The sequence below is a fragment of the Sphingomonas sp. BK069 genome, assembly GCF_014193405.1.
Lineage (GTDB): Bacteria > Pseudomonadota > Alphaproteobacteria > Sphingomonadales > Sphingomonadaceae > Sphingomonas.
Map to the genome: position 1 here is coordinate 1,142,056 of NZ_JACHZH010000001.1, position 18,375 is coordinate 1,160,430.

An 18,375-nucleotide genomic window follows, 5' to 3' on the forward strand; every position below is an offset into this window, starting at 1 on the left:
CGTCGCTCACGCTACGCTGACTTCCATCATGGTTAACAGCCCCGCCTTGCCCAACGAGGCGGCGATCGCGCTCGCATCCATACGGGCGGTGGCGTCGATCTCGCCGTGCCGCCGCTTGGCGCGATGACCCGCGCGCCGCAGCGAGCGGATCAGGCTGGCGGCGTCATTCGCCACCGCGTCTGGACCATCGCTCGTGTCAAACAGGGGAAGCAGCGCTGACGAGCGCTTCACCAGGGTCGTGCTGAGCTCGCGAAGACTGTGCGCCTCCCCCGTGCCGCGGACCGAGGCCGCCGCGCGCGCGACCGCTTCCGCATCGCCCGATGGATTGTCCAGAGTCGACGGCGCCGACTGAAAAGACATTTCCACCGCCGCTTCGCCGGCCAAGGGCGGTGCGTCGTCTTTGTGCGGTGTTTGCGGGCCCAGGATCGGGACGAAGTCGATGACGCCGACACCAGCACTCCCGGCAGTGGCGCAGTCGCGCTCGGCCGCGGTGATGGCACGCGCAAGATCTTCGAGTTCGTCCGCCAGCGCGAGCGCCGCGCCGCGATCGCCGCGTAGGATCGCCGCCGTCGCCTGCATCTTGAGCAGCATCAGCTTCTGCCGCAGAGCCTCGAGGGCACGCGCGGCTAGGTCCCTGCGGTTCGACTCGGCGAGTTTAGCGAGACGAGCCGCTACCTCCTCCATCACGGCCAGACGGCGCTTGACCTCTCCGTCATCATGGTGGGTCAAGGGCGACTCCGTCGCCGCCATACCGCTGGCGGCCAACCGTGACGGGCGCGAATGGGATTCCAGCAAGGTCGCGTAGGACGCCCGCCCCCATTCGCCGCGCGCGAACGCAAACGCCGAAGGATCAACATATTCCGGCACATGTTGCGCGGGCCGTGCCGCACTCACTGCTGTCACGATGCTCATGGTCGCTCCCCGATCTGCTCCCGACCCTGGCCGGGTTGACTATACAGCGGAGCCTGTCGACGAACATCAGAAACAAACTATGCCGCGCGAGGTACTCCGTAGCTGTACGACTATATAGAAGAACAACGCCTGTGCGGGATAGGGTGCGCGCCACCAGATTCACCATTATGACGCAACGACGCCGCCCCAACCGACTAAGTTCGGCAATTGCAAGGGAACAGATACTTCTAATATCTTGATATTGATCGAGGCCGTAATCCCGCCAGCAGCAGCCGCAGCGCATCGTCGACCTGCTGGCGTCGCTCCGCCGCATTGTTGTGCTTGAGCAGCAGTCCGCTTAGCATCCGCATTGCCAGCACCAGGTCGCGCGCCCCGAGCTCGGGCGCCAGCATGCCGTCGCGGTGGGCACGTGCGGCGATCGGCTCGAACAATCGCTCGAGCCGCTGCCGCAACCCGTCGAAGGCGGCGCGATCGGCACCGTCGCGGGGCATGTCGAGCGCGAGCCTGGCGAACAGCGTCGCGGTCTCGGCACCGTCCAGGACGACCTGGGTCAGCGCTTCGTCGAGCGGCAGCGCCGGATCGAGCCGCGCGCGCATGCGCTCGATCTCCTGCTCGAACACCGCCAGCGCCAGCGCCATACGGTCCTTGAAATTTCGGTAAAAGGTGCCGCGCCCCACGCCAGCGGCGTCGGCGATATCCTCCAGCGGCACGAAATAGCCCGCGCGCGCGAAGCACAGCCGCGCCGCCGCGATCAGCGCGTCGCGGCGCGCCTGCGCGTCGCGGCGCAGGGGGCGCACCGCCGCCACGCTGATGTCGTCGCTCATGCGCTCCTGTTAGAGGCTGCGCGGCGCCGGGGAAAGCATGGCCTAGCCAGCGGCGCGCCCCTCGCCTATCTGGCGCGCTTTCCCCATCACACAGGTTCTTTCCATGGGTTTCCGCTGCGGCATCGTGGGCCTGCCCAACGTCGGCAAGTCCACCCTCTTCAACGCGCTGACCGAGACGGCCGCGGCGCAGGCCGCCAATTACCCGTTCTGCACGATCGAGCCGAACGTCGGCAACGTCGGCGTGCCCGATCCGCGCCTCGCCAAGCTGGCCGAGATCGCCAAGTCGGCCAAGGTGATCGAGACCCAGCTCGGCTTCGTCGACATCGCCGGGCTGGTACGCGGCGCCAGCAAGGGCGAGGGGCTGGGCAACCAGTTCCTCGGCAACATCCGCGAGGTGGACGCGATCGTCCACGTGCTGCGCTGCTTCGAGAATGACGACATCCAGCACGTCGACAACCGCGTCGACCCGATCGCCGACGCCGAGACGGTCGAGACCGAGCTGATGCTCTCCGACCTGGAGAGCCTGGAGAAGCGCGTCCCCAACCTCGCCAAGAAGGGTCAGCAGGGCGACAAGGAGGCCAAGCTCGCCGCCGTCGTGCTCGGCCGCGCGCTCGACCTGCTGCGCGACGGCAAGCCCGCACGGCTGACCGAGGCCAACGACGCCGAAGAGGTGCGCGTGCTCGACCAGGCGCAGCTGCTCACCGCCAAGCCGGTGCTGTACGTCTGCAACGTGAACGAGGAGCATGCCGCGGCGGGCAACGATTATTCCGCGCGCGTCTTCGCCAAGGCCGCGGCGGAGGGCGCGCAGGCGGTGGTGGTCTCCGCTGCGATCGAGGCCGAGATCGCGACCATGCCCGCCGACGAGCGCGGCGAGTTCCTGTCCGAGCTGGGGCTGGAGGAGACCGGGCTCGCGCGCGTGATTCGCGCCGGCTACGAGCTGCTCCACCTGCTCACCTTCTTTACCGTCGGGCCGAAGGAAGCGCGCGCCTGGACGATCGAGGCGGGCTCCAAGGCACCGCAGGCGGCCGGCGCGATCCACTCCGATTTTGAGCGCGGCTTCATCCGCGCCGAGACGATCGCGTTCGACGATTACGTCGCCTGCGGCGGCGAGGCCGGCGCGCGCGACGCGGGCAAGCTGCGCCAGGAGGGCAAGGAATATGTCGTCCACGATGGCGACGTGATGCTGTTCCGCTTCAACGTGTGACGTCGCCGCGTCCGGTCACGCTGGTGGCGCTCGGTCTCGCGATCGGCGCCGCCTTCCACGCCGCCGACGTTCTGCGTCATGGCTGGTGGCCCTATCAGTTCGGGCCATCGGGGTTTCGAATGTTCTGGAACGCGCTGTTGCCGCTCGACCTCACGGTCATCGCGCTGCTCGCATGGAAGCGACGCGTGGGCCTGGTGGCGGCGTGCGCGCTGATGACGGCGGACGTGGCGGTGAACGGCTATGCCTGGCGTGTCCTCGGCTATGACGCGTTCGCCGCGGCGGTCCCGATCCAGGTAGGATTCAGCCTCTTCGTGCTGATCGTCACGTGCCGCTATTTGGCGGGCGGGCCCTTCACCACTGGCTGATCCAGCAGATTGGCATAGGGCGCGCTGGCCGGGGCGCCGGGCGCGTCGCGCGGCTCCATCCACTCCGCCGCGTTACCGGGCGCGGGCGTGATCTGCATGACGGGCGTCTTGGGCGCGGGGCCGGTCGGGCTCGGCGCGGGCGCGGCCTGGTTGCCGCTACCTTCCTTGCCGCCGCTACCACAGGCCGCCAGCGAGAGGAGGAGCAGGAGAGGAAGCGTGCGCATGGTGGAACAAAGCACCAGCGCGCCGCACGTTCCCGCCGGCTGGCGCGAGCGCGTGTGACCGGCTAGGGCGGCGGCGATGCTCCGGCTGCTCGTCTCCCTCCTCGCGCTACTGCTCGCGCTCCCCGCGAGCGCCGTGCCGGCGTGCCACGAGACCTCCACCACGGTGACGGCCTCGATGCAGCATCACGGGCATCGGCCCGCCGCCCCCGCCACCGCCGTCGCGCACGACTGCCTCGGCTGCGTGCCACCGCTCGATCTCGCGGGCGGCGTAATCGTGTCGCCGTGGCGACCGGCCGAGCGGCAGCGACCGCCGATGCGCGCGAGCATGACTGCCGGCGCGCTGCTGGTGCCGCTCTCGCCGCCCCCGCGCGGGGCGTGACTTACCGGGGCGTCGCGCCCCGGACCGTCACGTCTGCAATCGGAGAGTATCGATGTTCCGCCATACCCTGCGTGCCGCCACCGCGGCCGCTGCCTTGTGCCCGACGCTCGCGTCGGCGCAGCACCATCCGCCCGTCACCGCACCAACGCCCTCGCCCGCGCCCCGCCCGGCCCCGGGCGACGCCGACACGATGGACCACGGCGCGATGGGTCATGCCGCCGTAGCGCAGGACGCTGCCCCAACGTTTCACGGACACACCGGCATGAACCACGTTATGCCGGCGGTCACCGCGTCGGCCGCATGGCGGGACGCGTCCGACGACGCTCTGGCCCATGCGCCCGTGGGTGCCGCCATGGGCGGCATGACGATGGGCACCGCCGCGGGCTGGTACACGCCCGGCAGCGGCACCGCCCGCAATCCCGCCGGCGAAGGACCGATGCGCGGCGCCATGCTCCACGCGGGGGGCTGGATGGTGATGATGCACGGCTATGCCTGGGCGATGGCGACCGACCAGGGCGGGCGCCGCGGCGGCGACGGCGCCTATGTGCAGTCGATGGCGATGGTGATGGCCGACAACGACCTGAGCGATCGGGTTCACCTCCAGCTCCGCGGCATGGGTAGCCTGGAGCCGGCGATGGGCGCGCGTGGCTATCCCAACCTCTTCGCCACCGGCGAGACCGCGAACGGTCGCGCGCTCGTCGACCGCCAGCACCCGCACGACCTCTTCATGGAGCTGGCCGCGCGGGTCGACTATCGCCTCGGCGGCGACACCAGCCTGTTCGTCTACGCCGCGCCCGTCGGCGAGCCCGCAATGGGCCCGAGTGCCTTCATGCACCGCGGCTCGGCGCGCTACTTGCCGATGTCGCCGATCACGCATCACTGGTTCGACTCGACCCACATCACCTACGGCGTGCTCACCGCCGGCGTCTCGGCGCCGAAGCTCCAGCTGGAAGGGTCGTGGTTCAAGGGCCGCGAGCCCGACGAGCGGCGCTGGGGCTTCGATCCGGTGCGGCTCGACTCGTGGAGCGTGCGCGGCACCTGGACGCCCTCGCCCTATGTCGCGCTGCAGGTCAGCCACGGCCGGCTGAAGGAGCCCGAGGCGCTCCATCCCGGCGAGGACGAGGACCGCACCACCGCTAGCATGCAATATGCCCGCGCCGGGCTGGCGACGACGCTGGCCTGGTCGCGCAAGGACCGCCAGCCCGGCGACGTGCTCGACGCCTTCCTCGCCGAGGCCACGTACGAGCTGACGCCGCGCCACGCATTGTTCGTGCGGGTGGAGAATGTCGCCAACGACGAGCTCTTCCCCGATCACGACGACCCGCTCCACGACCGTCGCTTCCGCGTGACCAAGGCGGAGGCGGGCTATGCCTACCGGCTGCCCATCGCGGGGCCGCTCGGCGTCGCGCTCGGCGGAACGGTCGCGGCCTATGCCAAGCCCGCGGCGCTGGACGCGGCCTATGGCGACTCACCGGTGAGCTGGACGCTGTTCGCCAAGTTCGCGGTCGGGCTGTAGCGCGGCACATCCTCGTCTCGCGGCGCTCTCCTCGTCGCGAGACTTTTCGCCGTCATCGCAGCGGCGTAAGCGCGCGGCATGATGCTCCGTTCGCTTCTCGCCGCCGCGCTCCTCGCCCTCGGCGGCTGCGCCTATCCTTATACGCCGCCGGCCTTGTCGCCCGCGACCGCGCCCGCCCCACCGCTCGCTGCTCGGGAAGGTGCGGCCACGACGCCGGTGCAAAGGTCTATTCCTGCGCCGGTGACGATCCTCGTCTCGATCGACGGCTTCCGCCCCGATTACCTGGAACGCGGCGTCACGCCGCGGCTGTCGGCGCTTGCGGCGAGCGGGGTTAGCGCCTCGATGCGGCCGTCCTTCCCCTCCAAGACCTTCCCCAACCACTGGACGCTCGTCACGGGCTTCGTGCCCGACCGGCACGGCATCGTCGCCAACCGGATGGAGGACGAGGCGCGGCCGGGCGAGACCTTCACGATGGCGACCGACGACCCGTTCTGGTGGAACGTTGCCGAGCCGCTGTGGGTCACCGCCGAGCGCGCCGGCATCCCGACCGCCACGATGTTCTGGCCGGGCTCGAACGTCGCCTGGGGCGGCACGCGCGATCCCGCCCACCCGCACGCGGACGTCGGCGCGCGCCCGCGCGACTGGCAGCAATATAACGAGGCGGTGAGCGATCGGCAGCGCGTCGACGCGGTGCTCGACTGGTTGCGGCGTCCGGCCGCCACTCGGCCGCGCTTGGTCACGCTCTACTTCGACGAGGTCGACACCGCCGGCCACGAATATGGTCCCGCCGACCGGCGTACCCTTTCCGCGGTCGCCACGGCCGACGCGAGCGTCGGGCGCCTGGTGGACGGGCTCGCCGCGCTGGGCCAGCCTGCCAACCTCGTGATCGTCTCCGACCATGGCATGGCGCCGATCGCGCCCGAGCGACGCATCGCCATCGACTCGATCGTCGCGCCGACCGACGCGCGGGTGGTCGAGAGCGGCCCCTATGCGACCTTCGCGCCGGTACCGGGACGCGACGCCGCGGTGGCAGAGGCGCTGCTGCGCCCGCACCCGCATATGACCTGCTGGCGCAAGGAAGCGCTGCCGCCGCGCTTCCGGTACGGCGGCAACGCGCGCGTGCCCGCCTTCCTCTGCCTGGCCGAGGACGGCGCCGCGGGCGGATGGATCCTCGCCAAGAATGCGACGGATGAGGCCACTCACCGCGGCGCGCACGGCTATGACAACGACTCGCCCGACATGCGCGCGCTGTTCATCGCCAACGGGCCTGCCTTCGCCGCGGGTCAGCGGCTGCCGACCTTCGACAATACCGACGTGGCGCCGCTGCTGCGCGACCTGCTCGGCCTGCCCGCGGGCACCGGGCTGGATGGCGACGACGCGCCGTTCCGCCGCGTGCTGCGGCGCTGAGCGCCGCGCCGGCTTGATCCGCCGCGACGATCATGGCGAAGTAGCGCGGGAGAGGAGAACGGCGCGATGCAGTATTTCGAGGACGTCGCGGTCGGCGCTCTCGCGCGCTTCGGCCATTATGCCGTGACCCGCGACGAGGTGATCGAGTTCGCGCGCAAATACGATCCCCAGCCGTTCCACCTCTCCGACGAGGCCGCGGCGGCGACCCATTTCGGTCGGCTCTCGGCGAGCGGCTGGCACAGTTGCGCGATGGTGATGGCGATGCTGGTCGAGCAGCTCCGCGCGGTCGAGCAGGCCGGGCTCGGATCGCCCGGCATCGACGAGCTGCGCTGGCTCACCCCGGTCTTCCCGGGCGACACGCTGCGCTGCGAGACCGAGGTCTTGGAGAAGCGCGCGTCGCGGTCGCGGCCCGAGATGGGGATCTACAAGAGCCGCCTCACCGCCTTCAACCAGCATGACGTCGCGGTGCTGACGATGGTGTCCAACGCGCTGATCGCGACGCGGCCGGCGAGGTGACTCTATCAGGTGCTTCGAGACGGCACTTCGACAAGCTCAGCGCCGCCTCAGCACGAACGGTAGCTCCCATCCGTTCGCGCTGAGGAGAGGCTGAGTTCGTCGAAGCCTCATCTCGAAGCGTCCGCTACGCTCACCGCTGGAGCGCAGCCACCCCCGGCAGCTCGCGGCCTTCCATCCACTCCAGGAAGGCGCCGCCCGCTGTCGAGACGAAGCTGAACTGCTCCGCCACGCCGGCCTGGTTGAGCGCCGCGACGGTATCGCCGCCGCCCGCGACCGAGACCAGGCTGCCCTCCTTGGTCAGCGCCGCCGCGGTGCGCGCCAGCGCCACCGTCGCGGCGTCGAACGGCGGCGTCTCGAACGCGCCGAGCGGGCCGTTCCACACCAGCGTGCGGCAGGTCTTGAGCACGTCGCCCAGCGCCTCCACCGCGGCCGGGCCGACGTCGAGGATCATCTCGTCGGCGGCGACCTCGTGGACGTTGACGGTGCGCACCGGCGGGTTGGCGCGGAACTCGGTCGCCACCACCACGTCATAGGGCAGGTGCACGGTGCAGCCGGCGCGGTCGGCGGCCTCGAGGATCTCCTCGGCGGTGCCGGTGAGATCGTGCTCGCACAGGCTCTTGCCCACGTTCACGCCGCGCGCGGCGAGGAAGGTGTTGGCCATGCCGCCGCCGATGATGAGGTGATCGACCTTGCCGACGAGGTGCTTGAGCACGTCGAGCTTGGTCGACACCTTGGCACCGCCGACCACCGCCGCGACCGGATGCTCGGGCGCGCCGAGCGCTTTCTCGAGCGCGTCGAGCTCGGCCTCCATCGCGCGTCCGGCGAAGGCGGGAAGCACTTGCGCGAGCCCCGCGGTCGAGGCGTGGGCGCGATGCGCGGCGGAGAAAGCGTCGTTGACGTAGAGGTCGCCGAGCGCGGCGATGCGGTCGATCGTCTCGCGGTCGTTCTTCTCCTCGCCGGCGAAGAAGCGCGTGTTCTCCAGCACCGCGACGTCGCCCGGCTGGAGCGTGGCGACCGCCTCGGCGGCACCGGCCCAGTCGACGAAGCGCACCGGGCGGAGGAGCACGCTCTCGTAGGGCCTGGTGATCTGCGCGAGCGAGAACTCGGGCGCGGGCTGCCCCTTGGGTCGACCGAAATGCGCCAGCACGAGCACGATCGCGCCCTTATCGGCGAGCTCGGCAACGGTCGCGACCGTAGCGCGCAGCCGCGTGTCGTCGGTGACGTGGCCGTCCTTGAAGGGGACGTTCAGATCCTCGCGGATGAGGACCCGCTTGCCGGCGACGTCGCCGATGTCGTCGAGCGTTCGAAAAGACTTGGCCATGGGTCCTCGATCCTGATCCTGTCACCGACGGCGATCGTGCCGCCCTGTATCACCATCGCGCAGGCGCCGCCGCGCCAGTCCGGCGTCATTGCCTGTTTGAGGCCGGGAGCGAGCGCTTCCATCCGCTCGCACGGGTCGCACTCGCGCGTGATCTCGAGCAGCACGTCGGCGCCGATGCGGAGCACCGCGCCCGCGCGCTGCGGCAGGTCGAGATCGTCGACCAGCAGGTTGGCGCGCCGCTCGGTCCAGTCGATCGCGTGACCGACCAGCTCCATTGCCGCCTCCCAGTCGCCGCGCTCGATCAGCGTGACCTGGCGCTTGTACGGCTTGCCACGCATCGCGCCGCGGAAATCGCCGTGGATGCCGCGCGCGAGCGACACCTCGGCGCGCGCGACCGACTCGACCGGCGCGCGCGAGCGGGCGTGGCGCGCGATGCCGAGCAGCACGCCCGTCACGCTCGCCCGACCTCAGCCGAGCTTCGCCATCGCCGTCGCGGTGTCGACCATGCGATTGGAGAAGCCCCACTCATTGTCGTACCAGCTGACCACACGCACCAGCTTGCCGTCGATCACCGCGGTCTCAAGGCTATCGACCGTCGACGAATAGGGCGTGTGAACGATGTCGATCGAGACGAGCGGCTCGTCCGAATAATGCAGCACGCCCTTCATCGCGCCCTCGGCCGCGGCCTTGAGCAGCTGGTTGACCTCTTCCTTGCTGGTGTCGCGCTTTGGCGTGAAGGTGAGGTCGACGAGGCTGCCGTCGGGGACGGGCACGCGGATCGCGGAGCCGTCCAGCTTGCCCTTCAGCTCGGGCAGCACCTCGCCCACCGCGCGCGCCGCGCCGGTGGTGGTCGGGATGATGTTCATCGCCGCCGCGCGTGCGCGGCGCAGGTCGCTGTGGATCTGGTCGAGGATCTTCTGGTCGTTGGTATAAGCGTGGATCGTGGTCATCAGCCCGCGCTCGATCCCGATCGCGTCGTTGAGCACCTTGGCGACCGGCGCGAGGCAGTTGGTGGTGCACGACGCGTTCGACACGATCGTGTGCCCGGCCTCGAGCTTGTCGTGGTTCACGCCGTACACCACGGTGAGGTCGACGTTCTTGGCAGGCGCCGAGATCAGCACCTTCTTGGCGCCGGCGTCGATATGCTTCTGCGCGCTGGCGCGATCGGTGAAGAAGCCCGTGCATTCCAGCACGATGTCGACGCCGAGCTCCTTATGCGGCAGGTTGGCAGGATCGCGCTCGGCGGTGACGCGGATGCGCTTGCCGTCGATCACCATGTCCTGCCCGTCGGCCTCGACCGTGCCCGCATATTTGCCGTGGACGCTGTCGCGGCTGAACAGCCACGCGTTCGACTTGGTGTCGGCGAGATCGTTGATCGCCACCAGCTCGAGGTCGCTGCCACGCTCGATCAGCGCGCGCGCCACCAGCCGCCCGATCCGTCCGAAGCCGTTGATCGCTACCTTGGTCATGCGCCTGTCTCCGCGTAAGTTCGGTGTCGCGCGGGTCTTTGCGCCGGACGGCGCGCGGCCGTCAACCGCTGCGGTGCATCCGCTCGTCTCTACGCCATCTTGTCGGCGCGCGCGGGCGATCCTATCGCCTCTCATCATGGACAACCCAGCGATCGACCGGCTCGATGCCGCCATCACCCGCGTCGAACGCGTCTTGGAGCAGCGCCTCGCCGCCGCCGCCACGCTCGCGCGTCGTCACGAAGCATTGCGCGACAAGATGGGCGAGGCGGTCGCCGCGCTCGACGAGATCATCGCGCGCGGAGGGCAGGACTGATGGCACGCGTGACGCTGCGGATCGGCGAGACGAGCTACGACCTGGGCTGCGGCGACGGCGGCGAGGCGCGACTGATGCAGGCCGCCGCGCTGATCGACGAGCGCTGGGAGGACGCGCGTCGCGCCGCTGGCGCGGGCGGGGTCAATCGCACGATGCTGCTCGCCGCGCTGATGGTCGCCGACGCGCTGATCGAGGCGCGCGAGGCACCCCCGCCCGAGACGCCCGAGGGTATCGCGCTCGATCGCCTGTCGGAAAGGCTCGAGAAGCTCGCCGCGGCCCTTGAGCAGGCGCCGCCGACGTCCTAGATAGGGGTCGGCGGGTTCTGCCCGGTACGAGCTTATAAATATCCCTGAGGCTATTCATCTTCCATGGGGGTTGTCCCTGCCCGGATCCTGGTCCGACGTACATGACTCCCACCTGACGTACTGGGCGTCAGTGGATACATCGGCCAACGGCCACGGCGGTCCCGCCACCCCGCCTTACTCTTCGGCATGACCGACAAGCGCATGCTCCGCGCTGCCGCGCGAACGGCCCGTGAGTCGTTCGTTGCCGCGGGGGTGCCGGCGTTGCCCTGCCCGCATGAGTTCGTCGCGTTGCTCGCGCCCGGGATGGTGGTAGCGAGCTACGCGCCGATCGGCAGCGAAGCCGATCCCGCCGCACTTGAGGCGGCGGCCCGCGCGGCGGGATGCCGGCTCGCGCTGCCGCATGTGGTCGATCGCGCGACGCCGATCCGCTTCCTCGCCTGGGACGCCGACCACGCGCTCGCTGACGGACCGTTCGGGCTGCGCCAGCCCGATGGTGCGCACGCCGAGGTCGTGCCCGACCTCGTCCTCACGCCGCTGGTGGCGTTCGATGCCGCGCTGAATCGAATCGGCCAGGGTGCGGGCCATTACGATCGCGCCTTCGCCGCCTTTCCCGCGGCGCTCCGCATCGGTATCGCCTGGAGCGTGCAGCAGCTCGACTCGATCACCCCTGACCCGTGGGACGCCCCGCTCGACGCGATCGTGACCGAGCGCGGCTGGATCGCGGGAGCGGCGCGATGACGCCGTCGTGGCGCAAGCCGGTGGGGATGCTCGCGATCCTGCTGCTGATCGCGCTGTGGTGCGTGGCGATCGCGTCGCTCTCCGGCGTGATCGGGCGCTGGCCGGCGCTGATGCAGCTCGGGTTCTACCTGGTGACCGGCATTGTCTGGATCACGCCACTTAAGCCGCTGCTGCGCTGGATGGAGACCGGCCGCTGGCGGTGAGGTGATGGCCACGGCGGTGCGGGAGTGACGGACAGTGGCGCTCTCGCCGGTCGCGGCTCTCGAGCCTGCCCCGGCCTCGCCCTCTTCGTCATCCCCGCGTAGGCGTGAATCCAGACACGCTAACGTCCGCGACAGGGTCGCACCGTCCGCGCGTCTGGATCCCCGCCTATGCGGGGACGACGGGCTGAGTGCTATCGTCCCGGACAAAAGGAGGGCGTGACTGGCCAATAACGTCGCGCCGCGATGCGACGACCGTGGCGCGAGTGACGGGGCTCGAACCCGCGACCTCCGGCGTGACAGGCCGGCGCTCTAACCAACTGAGCTACACCCGCAACGTGTCGCGTCGAGCCGAGGCGGCCCGCTGCGACGTTCGACGGTCATGCTTGGATCTGCGGCCTCCCCGAGGGGTGGCGCGAGTGACGGGGCTCGAACCCGCGACCTCCGGCGTGACAGGCCGGCGCTCTAACCAACTGAGCTACACCCGCTTGCAGAAGCGTGAGGCGCGCCAACTAGGCGGCACGCCGGGGGCTGTCAACGGCTATTCCGCGTCTTTCTCGCCGCGCCGCGCGAGCACGCCGGAACGCCCCTCGCGGGTGCGAGTCAGCGTGCCGTGCTCGAACAGGAAGCCGGCGATATCGGGGCGCCCCGCGGCCGACAGGATCGTCTGTACGATGATCAGGATCGGTACCGCCAGCAGCGCGCCCACCGTGCCCCACACCCAGCCCCAGAAAGAGATGGAGATCAGGATCATCACCGGGTTGATCGTGAGCCGGTGCCCGACGATCAGCGGCGTCACCACGTTGGCCTCGATCAGATGCGCCCCATACATGATCGCGGGCGCGGACAGCGCGGTCCACACGTCGGAGAAGGTCATCAGCCCGCCCACCGCGAGCAGCAGCGCCGCCACCACCGGGCCGAAATAGGGAATGTAGTTGAGCAGCGCGACGATCCCGCCCCACATCAGCGGGAAGGGCATGCCGAGCAGGTGAAGCGCGCCCGCGATGATCGCACCGAGCGCGACGTTGATGACCGTGATCGTGCCGAGGTAGGAGGACACGTCGTCGACCATCTCCTGCAGCACGCGCGCGGTCGCCATCGCGCCGCCGAAGCTGGCGCGCTCGGTGATCATCCGCTCGCGCGTGCGGGTCCAGCCCGACAGGAAGAAGAAGGCGACCAGGATCGCGTAGAACACCTGGATGATGACCGCCGGCGCCGAGGTGGCGGCGAGCTCGACGATCGAGCTGGGCGGCGCCACCGCCGCGGTGGGCGACGGGCGCACCGGCGTGCTCGCGATCTGGCGCAGCGTGCGGTTGGCGTATTTCTCCAGGCTTGAGTAGAGATCCAGCAGCGGCGCGAGATTGTCCTGGATTCGCCCGATGCGCGACGGCAGCAGCCGGAAGAACTCGGTCGCGGGCACGACGATCGCGGCGAGCGCGACGTTGGCGATCAGCAGGAACAACAGCACACAGACCAGCGCCGCCAGCGCCGACGGCAGTCGCCGCCGCTCAAGCCACTCGAGCAGCGGGATCAGCGCGAGCGCGACCACCAGCGCGACGGCGGTGGGCATGAAGAACTCGGCACCCGATTTGAGCGCGAACGGCAGGCCGAGCATCAGCCCGATCCCCGAGGTGAGCGTCAGCGCGGCGAGCAGCCGGTCGCGCCGCAACACCACCTGCGGGTCTCCCTCCGCCGACAGAGCGGCGGCGTCGGGCGGAAGCGTTACCGGCGTCAGGGCCGGTGGCGGCGGGAGATCGGCCATCGAGAGAACCTAGCGAGAGGAAAGACGGCGTGAAAGCGCGCAGGCGTCAGGCAGCGGCCGCCTGCCAGGGTCCTTCCTCGAGGTAGAGGTAGTCGGGGTCGAACTCGCCGACTCGCGCCAGCCCGCTCTCGTCCAGGATCGTCACCGTACCGCGCACCGCCTCCACCAGCTTCTCCTCGCGAAGCCGCCGCAGCGTACGGTTGACGTGGACGCTGGTGAGCCCGCAGGCCTCGCCGAGATCCTGCTGGATCAGCGCCAGCTCGAACGTGCCGTTGTCACCGCGACCGGTCGCCTTCAGCCGGTGATAGGTCTCCAGCAGGAAGTGCGCGATACGGCCCGCGGCGTCGAGGCGGCCGATGCGGAAGATCCACTCGCGGTGGAGCGCGGCGTCGAGCAGGGTCGAGCGCCACAGGATGCGGGCGAGCTGGGGATGGTCGGCGACGATCGAATCGATCGCGGCGTGCGGTATCACCGCGATGCGCGCCTCGGTCAGCGTGCCGACGTCGTGATCGAGCCGGTGCAGCGGATAGCCGTGGAGGTCGACGAAATCGCCGGGCACCTGCAGCGCGACGAGCTGGCGGAAGCCGTCGCGCGCGTCCATGTAGCGGCACATCGCGCCCTCGAGCAGCAGCGTGCTGTTGCGCAGTCGGTCGCCGCGTCGCGTGACGATCGTGCGCGCGGGCAAGATATCGATGCGATCGACCGCGCGCTCGAGGATGTCCTTGTCCGCCTCGCTCATCGTGTCGCGGCCGCGCCCGCGCAGGAAGTCCCGTGTTACCCGCATTGCCATCCCCCGCTCCACAAGGGAACAGCCCTACGCCGCGAAACGTTCCCGGAACAAGCCCTTGAGCTCGCGCTTCAGGATCTTGCCGTTGGCGTTGCGCGGCAGCGGGTCGGCGGTGAAGCGGATCACCGCGGGTACCTTGAAGGGGGCGAGCCGCTCGCGCACCCAGCACTGCAGCTCGGTTTCCTCGGCTGCGGCGCCCGGGATGAACCGCACCACCGCGACCGGCTCCTCGCCAAGCACGCGATGCGGCGTGCCGATCACCGCGCATTCGCTCACCGCCGGATGCGCCTGGAGCACGTTCTCGACCTCAATCGAGTAGATGTTCTCGCCGCCGCGGATCACCACATCCTTGGCGCGATCGAGGATGTAGAGGAACCCCTCCACGTCGAGCCGGCCGACATCACCGGTGCGGACCCATCCCCCGACGAAGGTCTCGGCGGTCGCCTCGGGGCGGTTCCAATAGCCCGCCACCACCATCGGTCCGCGCGCGCGGACCTCGCCCACTGCGCCGGAGGGTAGTGGCGCGCCGTGCTCGTCGGTGATGATCACATCGGCGACCGCCACCGGCAGGCCGGCGCTCTCCGGCCGCGCGAGATAATCCTCCGCGGCCAGCGAGGTCACCGTCGCCATCGTCTCGGTCATGCCCCAGCCGTTCTGCGGCCACACGCCGAACTCGGCGCGGAGTCGCCTGGCCAGCTCGGGCGCCGCCGGCGCGCCACCGTACGCGATCGACTCGAGGCTCGAGAGATCGAAGCGATTGCGCTCGGGGTGGTCGAGCAACTGCCACGCGATCGTCGGCACGCCGCCGGTCACCGCGACCCGCTCGCGCTCGATCAGCTCCATCGCGCGCACCGCGTCCCAGCGGCGCATGAAGATCGAGGTCGAGCCGCTCGCCACCGCGCCCATCAGCGCCGCCGAGCAAGCGGTGACGTGGAACAGCGGGATCACCGTCAGCATGACGCGCGGCGTCGACGGCGATGGCGCCTCGCCGCGGCGCAGCGCGGTACGCGCCGCGGCATAAGCACTGCTCATGATGTTGGTCGTGAGATTGCGGTGCGTGCCGAGCGCTCCCTTGGGCCGCCCCGTGGTGCCGCTGGTGTAGAAGATCACCGCGGGGTCGTCAGGTGCGAGCGCGGCGGGGGGCAACCGTCGCTCGGGCAGCGATCCCCACTGCGCGGGGGCGCCGATCAGCGCTTCCAGCGCGACGGCCGGCAGCGCCAGCGTACCGGCGGCGCGAGTCACCAGCACGTCGCTGAGATGGCGCAGCAGCCCGTACAACGGGATCAGCCGCTCGTGGCGCTCGGCGTCGACGATCAGCATGCGGGCGCCCGAGTCGTCGAGCGCGTAGCGCAACTCCTCGCCACTCCACCAGGCATTGAGCGGGACCGCGATCGCGCCCAGCGCGGTGATGGCGAACAGCGCCACGTGATATTCGGGCAGGTTGCGCATCGCGATCGCCACCCGGTCACCCGCGCGCACGCCCCGCGCCGCCAGCTCGGTGGCGAGCGCCGCCACCGCCCGCGCGTGCGCGGCGTAGCTGACCCGCTCGTCCTCGTGGATCGTCATCAGCCGCTCGCCATGGCCGCGACTCGCCTCCAGCAGCGCACGAAGCGTCGGCGGCGCGTTCTTCCACGTGCGCGTCGGCACCCCGCGGACCGTCACCGTCTCCATCTCGAAGGCACTGCCCGGCGCGGTGAGCAGCGCGCGCACCTCATCGTGCGACCGCGCCGGCCAGCCGGCGCCCTGCCCCTCCCCTACCGTCATTGCCGCCTCCGTCGCTCGAACATCGGGTCCGCTGCGAAGCGAGACTAGAGTTGATTTGCGAGGCGCTCAAGGCGATACAGCGTTCAAAGGTTAGAAGGTAAGGTATGGCCAAGAAGGCAATGACACGCCGATGCGCCAGACGCTTGACGCAACGACACCGACGTATCCAACGCTGCGGTGCGACGCACCGCCGCGACCTATCGCGCCTTCACTGACCCATTCCGACCAGCGCCAACACCGCCGCCGCAGGAGCAACGCACGCATGACCGCCTCTTCCCCGATCCGCACCGAGCGCCACGGCGACGTGCTCGTCATCGTGTCCGACAACCCGCCGGTGAACGCGCTCGGCGCGGCGGTGCGGATCGGGTTGGAGGCAGCGATCAAGGAGGGCGCCGCGGACCAGTCGATCGCGGCGATGGTGATCCGCTGCGACGGCCGCACCTTCTTCGCGGGCGCGGACATCACCGAGTTCGGCAAACCGCCGGTCGAGCCGCTGCTGCCGGTGCTGGTCGACATGATCGAGGCGTGCGGCAAGCCGGTGGTCGCCGCGATCCATGGCACCGCGCTGGGCGGCGGCTGCGAGGTGGCGCTCGGCTGTCACTATCGCGTCGCGGTGCCCTCGGCCAAGATCGGCACGCCCGAGGTGAAGCTCGGCCTGTTGCCGGGCGCGGGCGGGACGCAGCGGCTGCCGCGACTCGCCGGGGTGCGGCTCGCGCTGGAGATGACCGCGAAGGGCGAGCCGATCTCGGCTCAGCGCGCGCAGGAGGCGGGATTGATCGACCGGATCGTCGGCGAGGACAGTCTCGCCGTCGACGCGCTCGCCTTCGCCAATGAGGTGAAGGCCAAGCGCCCGATCCCGCGCGCTGCCGAGAAGGCCGTCGCGGCCGATCCGGAGGCGGTCGCCGCATTCATGAAGGAAAACGCCCGTCGCTTCCGCGGCTTCGACGCGCCGGCCGCCAACGTCGAATGCGTCGTCAAGGCGACCGAACTGCCGTTCGCCGAGGGGCTCGCCTATGAGCGGCAGGCGTTCATGCGGCTGATGACCGGCACGCAGTCGGCGGCGCAGCGCCACATCTTCTTCGCCGAGCGCCAGGCGGCAAGGATCGACGACGTCCCCGCCGACACCGCGCTACGGCCGATCGCCCGGGTCGGCGTGATCGGCGCGGGGACGATGGGCGGCGGGATCGCGATGAACTTCCTCTCCGCGGGCATCCCCGTGACGATCGTCGAGATGGCGCAGGAGGCACTCGACCGCGGCACCGCCGTCATCCGCAAAAATTACGAGGCGACCGTGGCCAAGGGGCGGATGAAGCCGGCGCAGGTCGAGGCGGCGATGGCGGCGCTGACGCCGACGCTCGACTTCGACACGCTCGCCGACTGCGACCTCGTCATCGAGGCGGTGTACGAGAATATGGATGTCAAGAAGGAGATCTTCACGCGCCTCGACAGCATCGCCAAGCCGGGCGCGATCCTCGCCTCCAACACTTCCTATCTCGACATCGACGCGATCGCCGCCTGCACGAAGCGGCCGCAGGACGTCCTGGGGATGCACTTCTTCTCGCCCGCCAACGTGATGAAGCTGCTGGAGGTGGTGCGCGGCGCCGCGACAGCGCCGGACGTGCTCGCGACGGTGATGGCGCTGGCCAAGCGGATCCGGAAGGTGGCGGTGGTGGCGGGCGTCACCTACGGCTTCATCGGCAACCGTATGCTGATGCCGCGCCAGGTCGAGGCCAACAAGTTGCTGCTCGAGGGCGCCACGCCCGAGCAGATCGATCGCGTCCACACCGAGTTCGGCATGCCGATGGGGCCCTTCCAGATGGCCGATCTCGCGGGCGTCGACATCGGCTGGCACCGCGACCCGAGCCGGATCGAGAACGTCCGCGACGCGCTCGCCGCCGAGGGCCGCTGGGGCCAGAAACGCCAGGCGGGCTTCTACGATTACGACGAGAAGCGCACTCCAAGCCCCTCCCCACGCGTCGCCGAGATCATCCAGGAGTGGCGCGAGAGGACCGGCACGCCGCAGCATGCCGTGACCGACGCGGAGATCGTCGAGCGCACGCTCTACCCGATGGTCAACGAGGGCGCACTGATCCTGGAGGAGGGCAAGGCGCAGCGCGCGTCGGACGTCGATGTCGTCTGGATCTACGGCTACGGCTGGCCGGTGTACCGCGGCGGCCCGATGTTCTGGGCGGAGACCGAGGGTTATGACAAGGTCGTCGCCGGGCTGGAGAAGCACGGCTTCACGGTGGCGAAGAGCCTGCGCGAGGGCACGATCAAGTGAGCGGGGCGGCCGCCGGGCGATGGCGAGGCCAAAGGCGGCGCCGGCGAGAGGCCGCCAGCGATGGCCCGTGCCCCCTCCCCTCCCCGCT

20 protein-coding genes and 2 tRNA genes are annotated in these 18,375 nt (G+C 70.0%); 11 read left to right on the forward strand and 11 right to left on the reverse strand.

Annotated features, from left to right (window positions below; genetic code table 11):
• Window positions 1–6: 6 nt before the first annotated feature.
• The gene (locus tag FHY02_RS05650; protein WP_183920860.1) at window positions 7–912 is read right to left on the reverse strand and encodes a hypothetical protein; all 906 of its coding nucleotides are present in this window, start codon (window positions 910–912) and stop codon (window positions 7–9) included.
• Between the two features lie 227 nt (window positions 913–1,139).
• Window positions 1,140–1,736, reverse strand: a complete 597-nt coding sequence (locus FHY02_RS05655) for a TetR/AcrR family transcriptional regulator (protein ID WP_183920861.1) — start codon at window positions 1,734–1,736, stop codon at window positions 1,140–1,142.
• 103 nt (window positions 1,737–1,839) lie between these two features.
• Here FHY02_RS05655 and ychF point away from each other — a divergent pair, with 103 nt between their 5' ends.
• Both ychF and FHY02_RS05665 read left to right on the forward strand, forming a co-directional pair.
• Window positions 1,840–2,940 carry a redox-regulated ATPase YchF gene (gene ychF, locus FHY02_RS05660; protein WP_183920862.1) on the forward strand — a complete coding sequence of 367 codons (1,101 nt, stop codon included), beginning with the start codon at window positions 1,840–1,842 and terminating at the stop codon, window positions 2,938–2,940.
• Window positions 2,937–3,305 carry a hypothetical protein gene (locus FHY02_RS05665; protein ID WP_183920863.1) on the forward strand — a complete coding sequence of 123 codons (369 nt, stop codon included), beginning with the start codon at window positions 2,937–2,939 and terminating at the stop codon, window positions 3,303–3,305. The genes ychF and FHY02_RS05665 overlap by 4 nt, the downstream gene beginning before the upstream one ends.
• Here the strand turns inward: FHY02_RS05665 and FHY02_RS05670 are convergent.
• Complete coding sequence (locus FHY02_RS05670; protein ID WP_183920864.1) at window positions 3,272–3,529, reverse strand: hypothetical protein; 258 nt, start codon at window positions 3,527–3,529, stop codon at window positions 3,272–3,274. The genes FHY02_RS05665 and FHY02_RS05670 overlap by 34 nt on opposite strands.
• Before the next feature lie 76 nt (window positions 3,530–3,605).
• Here FHY02_RS05670 and FHY02_RS05675 point away from each other — a divergent pair, with 76 nt between their 5' ends.
• The 4 genes from FHY02_RS05675 (at window position 3,606) to FHY02_RS05690 (ending at window position 7,347) form a co-directional block, all read left to right on the forward strand.
• Window positions 3,606–3,908 carry a hypothetical protein gene (locus FHY02_RS05675; RefSeq protein ID WP_183920865.1) on the forward strand — a complete coding sequence of 101 codons (303 nt, stop codon included), beginning with the start codon at window positions 3,606–3,608 and terminating at the stop codon, window positions 3,906–3,908.
• Window positions 3,909–3,960: 52 nt separating this feature from the next.
• The gene (locus FHY02_RS05680) at window positions 3,961–5,424 is read left to right on the forward strand and encodes a hypothetical protein (protein ID WP_183920866.1); all 1,464 of its coding nucleotides are present in this window, start codon (window positions 3,961–3,963) and stop codon (window positions 5,422–5,424) included.
• A gap of 78 nt (window positions 5,425–5,502) precedes the next feature.
• Window positions 5,503–6,831, forward strand: a complete 1,329-nt coding sequence (locus tag FHY02_RS05685; RefSeq protein WP_183920867.1) for an ectonucleotide pyrophosphatase/phosphodiesterase — start codon at window positions 5,503–5,505, stop codon at window positions 6,829–6,831.
• A gap of 66 nt (window positions 6,832–6,897) precedes the next feature.
• A complete protein-coding gene (locus FHY02_RS05690) occupies window positions 6,898–7,347 on the forward strand; it encodes a MaoC family dehydratase (protein ID WP_183920868.1) in 450 nt (149 codons plus the stop codon).
• A gap of 130 nt (window positions 7,348–7,477) precedes the next feature.
• On the opposite strand, the gene FHY02_RS05695 is transcribed toward FHY02_RS05690, so the two are convergent.
• The 3 genes from FHY02_RS05695 to gap are packed head-to-tail and all read right to left on the reverse strand — an operon-like array spanning window position 7,478 to window position 10,137.
• Entirely contained in the window at window positions 7,478–8,668 is a 1,191-nt protein-coding gene (locus FHY02_RS05695) for a phosphoglycerate kinase (RefSeq protein WP_183920869.1), read from the reverse strand.
• A complete protein-coding gene (locus FHY02_RS05700; RefSeq protein ID WP_183920870.1) occupies window positions 8,593–9,123 on the reverse strand; it encodes an MOSC domain-containing protein in 531 nt (176 codons plus the stop codon). Before FHY02_RS05700 ends, FHY02_RS05695 begins: the two co-directional genes overlap by 76 nt.
• A gap of 12 nt (window positions 9,124–9,135) precedes the next feature.
• The gene (gene gap / locus FHY02_RS05705) at window positions 9,136–10,137 is read right to left on the reverse strand and encodes a type I glyceraldehyde-3-phosphate dehydrogenase (RefSeq protein WP_183920871.1); all 1,002 of its coding nucleotides are present in this window, start codon (window positions 10,135–10,137) and stop codon (window positions 9,136–9,138) included.
• 136 nt (window positions 10,138–10,273) lie between these two features.
• Here gap and FHY02_RS05710 point away from each other — a divergent pair, with 136 nt between their 5' ends.
• From FHY02_RS05710 to FHY02_RS05725, 4 genes are all read left to right on the forward strand, one after another.
• Window positions 10,274–10,450 carry a hypothetical protein gene (locus FHY02_RS05710; RefSeq protein WP_183920872.1) on the forward strand — a complete coding sequence of 59 codons (177 nt, stop codon included), beginning with the start codon at window positions 10,274–10,276 and terminating at the stop codon, window positions 10,448–10,450.
• Window positions 10,450–10,755 carry a cell division protein ZapA gene (locus FHY02_RS05715; RefSeq protein ID WP_132909244.1) on the forward strand — a complete coding sequence of 102 codons (306 nt, stop codon included), beginning with the start codon at window positions 10,450–10,452 and terminating at the stop codon, window positions 10,753–10,755. The genes FHY02_RS05710 and FHY02_RS05715 overlap by 1 nt, the downstream gene beginning before the upstream one ends.
• Window positions 10,756–10,941: 186 nt before the next feature.
• A complete protein-coding gene (locus FHY02_RS05720) occupies window positions 10,942–11,493 on the forward strand; it encodes a 5-formyltetrahydrofolate cyclo-ligase (RefSeq protein WP_183920873.1) in 552 nt (183 codons plus the stop codon).
• On the forward strand, window positions 11,490–11,696 hold the full coding sequence (locus FHY02_RS05725; protein WP_183920874.1) for a DUF2842 domain-containing protein: 207 nt from the start codon (window positions 11,490–11,492) through the stop codon (window positions 11,694–11,696). The genes FHY02_RS05720 and FHY02_RS05725 overlap by 4 nt, the downstream gene beginning before the upstream one ends.
• A gap of 255 nt (window positions 11,697–11,951) precedes the next feature.
• On the opposite strand, the gene FHY02_RS05730 is transcribed toward FHY02_RS05725, so the two are convergent.
• The 5 genes from FHY02_RS05730 to FHY02_RS05750 all read right to left on the reverse strand — a co-directional run bounded on the left by FHY02_RS05730 (window position 11,952) and on the right by FHY02_RS05750 (window position 16,006).
• Window positions 11,952–12,028, reverse strand: a tRNA-Asp gene (locus tag FHY02_RS05730).
• A gap of 76 nt (window positions 12,029–12,104) precedes the next feature.
• A tRNA-Asp gene (locus FHY02_RS05735) sits at window positions 12,105–12,181 on the reverse strand.
• Window positions 12,182–12,234: 53 nt separating this feature from the next.
• Window positions 12,235–13,455, reverse strand: coding sequence for an AI-2E family transporter (locus tag FHY02_RS05740; protein WP_183920875.1), 1,221 nt, complete (start codon window positions 13,453–13,455; stop codon window positions 12,235–12,237).
• A 46-nt stretch (window positions 13,456–13,501) separates the two neighbouring features.
• Window positions 13,502–14,245 carry a Crp/Fnr family transcriptional regulator gene (locus FHY02_RS05745; protein WP_409314156.1) on the reverse strand — a complete coding sequence of 248 codons (744 nt, stop codon included), beginning with the start codon at window positions 14,243–14,245 and terminating at the stop codon, window positions 13,502–13,504.
• A 24-nt stretch (window positions 14,246–14,269) separates the two neighbouring features.
• Entirely contained in the window at window positions 14,270–16,006 is a 1,737-nt protein-coding gene (locus FHY02_RS05750; RefSeq protein ID WP_183920876.1) for a class I adenylate-forming enzyme family protein, read from the reverse strand.
• Window positions 16,007–16,268: 262 nt separating this feature from the next.
• Between FHY02_RS05750 and FHY02_RS05755 the strand changes: the two genes are divergently transcribed.
• Window positions 16,269–18,287, forward strand: coding sequence for a 3-hydroxyacyl-CoA dehydrogenase NAD-binding domain-containing protein (locus tag FHY02_RS05755; protein WP_183920877.1), 2,019 nt, complete (start codon window positions 16,269–16,271; stop codon window positions 18,285–18,287).
• Window positions 18,288–18,375: the final 88 nt, after the last annotated feature.